This window comes from Synechococcus sp. R60.1, from assembly GCF_047461835.1.
Taxonomy (GTDB): Bacteria; Cyanobacteriota; Cyanobacteriia; order Thermostichales; family Thermostichaceae; genus Thermostichus.
Map to the genome: position 1 here is coordinate 1 of NZ_JANSIA010000145.1, position 3,410 is coordinate 3,410.

1 protein-coding gene is annotated in these 3,410 nt (G+C 58.2%); it reads right to left on the reverse strand.

The window, feature by feature from the left end; all coding sequences use genetic code 11:
* Positions 1-72: 72 nt before the first annotated feature.
* Positions 73-3,410 (reverse strand): PAS domain S-box protein (locus NW834_RS13480; RefSeq protein WP_414426351.1); only part of this gene is annotated, 3,338 nt, incomplete at its 5' end.

Consider the following 3,410-nt stretch of genomic DNA (forward strand, 5'->3'; position numbering starts at 1 on the left):
CTCTCCTCTTCCACTGGGAGAGGGGCGGGGAGTGAAAGCTAGCAGCGCAGAAGGCTTGGGATCCCTAGGAATCTACTCTTCCAAATCCTGCAAGTACTGGCGGATATCAGCCAAGATGCGTTCTAGGTCTTCTGGGGCCTGGAGAGCGCGTGCCCATTCTAGGTCATGACCACCTTGGGATCCCTGCTGGGCCAGCGCCACTCCTAAGTGTTCCAGCTCGCGAACCACTTGGCAAAAAGCATTAGCTCCCACGTTGGAGCTGGCTCCTTTGAGGCGATGGGCGATCCGCCGCATTCTTTCTGCGTCGTAACCGGCAATGGCTTGGCGCAGTTGCGGAAGCTGGGTTTCGCAATCTTGGATGAACACCTGCAATAGCTCTCGCTGAAACCCGCGATCCCCGCCGGAAACCTGATCCAGGTAGGCAGAGTCGATGGGGTAGGGCTGGGTGGGAGAAGAGGGATCCCGGCTCTCGGCGGGGGAAGCTGGAGAGGCTGCTTTAGAAGCGGATCCATTGGAGGATCCTGCTGCAGACTGGGCAATCACCTGGCTCCAGTGGTTGAGCACCCTTTCCAAATCTTCCTTCAGCACCGGCTTGCTGAGATAGTCATCCATGCCTGCCTGCAGGCAGCGCTCCCTATCCTCCTGCATGGCGTTGGCCGTGATGGCGATGATGACGGCGCGACGGCGGGATCCCTTCTCCAGTCTTTCCTGCTGGCGGATACGGCGGGTGGCCTCGTAGCCATCCATCACCGGCATCTGACAATCCATAAGAATGAGGTCGTAGCTGACCTTCTGCAGGAGATCCAACACCTCCTGACCATTGGCCACCACATCGGCCTTGTAGCCCAAACTCTCGAGCTGGCGCAAAGCCACCTTTTGGTTGACGGGGTTATCCTCTGCCAGCAAAATGCGCAGGGACTGCTGGGGTCGGTCGGCCATAGGCGTCGTCTGAGAGAGAGGGGGGCCAATGCCCAAAAGAGAGGTGGAGAGGCCAGAAGATTTCCCCAGGGCCATGGCCAACGCCTCCTGCAGACGGCTTTGTTTTACCGGCTTAACCAAGTAGGCAGCAAAGCCGATTTCGGCAGCGCGGCGGGAGTGCTCCCCCAGTCCCAGGGAGGTCATCATCACCAGTTGCGTCTCGGCCAGTTGCGGATCTGCCTTGATCCAGCGGCCCAAGGTCTCCCCATCCACCTCTGGCATTTGCATATCCAAAACGGCCAGGGGGAAGGGTCTGCCTTCCCGAACGGCTTGGCGTAGCTTGTCCATGGCCTGATAGGCATTTTCGGCCTCTTCCACCACCATTCCCCAAGCCGTGGCCTGGCAGCGCAGGATCTTGCGATTGGTGGCATTGTCGTCCACCACCAACAGCCGCTTGCCCTGCAAATCCACCGGGACACGAGCAGAAGGCTGGGCAAGCTGCTGGACGTAGGGCTGCCGCTCCAGGGTCAGCTCGACGCTGAAGGTGCTGCCCTGTCCCTCCTGGCTTTGCAACGAGATGGTTCCCTCCATCAGTTCTGTCAGTTGTTTGCAGATGGCCAAGCCCAGTCCCGTACCTCCGTATTTGCGGGTAGTAGAGGCATCCACCTGGCTAAACGGTTGAAACAGCTTGCTCTGCGCCGCCGCCGGGATCCCGATCCCGGTATCTCTCACCGAGAGCCTGAGGTGGACATGGGTAGCGGTTTCTTGCAGCACCTCCGCTTGGATCACCACCTCCCCCTGGTGGGTAAATTTAATGGCATTGCTCACCAAGTTGTTGAGGATTTGCCGCAGACGCGAAGCATCTCCCCGCAGATAGCGCGGCACTTCCGGCGGCATAAGCACCGCCAGCTCCAATCCCTTGGCATGGGCAGTGGGGGCAAACAGATCCGCCACCTCTTCCAGACACGAGCGGAGATCGAAATCCAGGATCTCCAGCTCCATTTCCCCGGCCTCCAATTTGGAGAAGTCCAGGATGTCGTTGATGAGGGTGAGCAGGGCATCGCCACTGATGCGGATGGTCTCTACAAAGTCTCGCTGTTCTGCATTGAGGGGGGTCTCCAGCAGCAGGCCCGTCATCCCCAGTACCGCGTTCATGGGGGTGCGGATCTCGTGGCTCATGGTGGCCAAGAAGCTGCTTTTGGCCTGTGCAGCCTGCTCAGCTGCTTTGCGGGCCTGCTCCAGCTCCAGGCTGCGCTTTCTCTCCCGTTCCAAAAGGGCTGCCTGGGTGAGGGCAACGCCAATTTGGTTGGCCAACTGCGACAGCAGCTCCATCTCAAACGGCTGCCACTGACGCGGGCCAGAGCACTGGTGGGCCAGCAACAACCCCCACAACTGCTGCTCCAAAAACAGCGGCACCACCAAGTTGGCCCTGACCTGCATTTTTTGCAGCAGCTCTAGGTAACAAGGCTCCAGTCCTTCACTTTCCACATCGCTAACAACGCGAACGCGGCCCTGGCTGTAGAGCTGGGCGTACTTTTCCTGAAAACAGGGATCCTCGATCACCTCTCCCATCAAGGAGGGGATCCCCGGCTGAGTTTTCTCGTTGGAGATGATCCCAGAACCATCCGGCTGGAAGCGATAGACCAAAACCCGGTCGGCTTTGAGCAGAGCCTGGATCTCTGCCACTGCAGTTTCTAAAATCTCGGCAATATCCAGTGACTCGCGGATCTTGAGGCTGAGATTCGCCAGCAACTGAGCCCGGCGGTTTTGCCGCTCCAATTCTTCTGCCGCTTTCTTCTGCTCGGTAATGTTGCGGAAGATGCCCCGCGTAGCCACCATCACTCCATCTTCAAAGCGGCAGTTGACATTGCCCTCCACCCAAACGGTTTCACCGCTGGCCGTGAGGAAAGCTGTCTCTACTCTCTCTACTTTCTCCCCCGATAGAAGCTTCTGGAAAAGAGCCTGGCAGTGCTCCCGGCAGTCGGGATGGAGAATGTCGAAGAGGGTCATTTGATAAACTTGAGCTTCGTCATAGCCCAAGGTCTCTTTCCAAGCGCGGTTGACATATAAAAAGTGCCCTTCAGCATCCACGCTCTGGATGAGGTCGCTGGCATTTTCAAAGAGATCCCGGTAGCGCTCTTCGCTTTCTTTCAAGGCCAGCTCCGCCAGCTTGCGGTCGGTGATGTCGATGCCGGTGCCCATGACAAACTCCACCTCGCCGGCAGCGTTGATTAGGGCGGTGTTAGACCAAGAAATAAGCCGCAGTGCCCCCTGCTTGCTGCGCCAAAAATTCTCATGGCGATTCAAAAAGAGGGAATGATTGCCCTTGAGCTGTTCAAAAGCTTGCTTTACACTGGGCACGTCCTCCGGTGGGATCAAACCTAAGTCCCATAGCAGCCGGCCCTTGACCTCTGCCAGCGAGTAGCCAGAAAGCTGCTCGGCAGCGCGGTTGAAGCGCAAAATGTGTCCCTCAGGATCCAGAACCACCACCA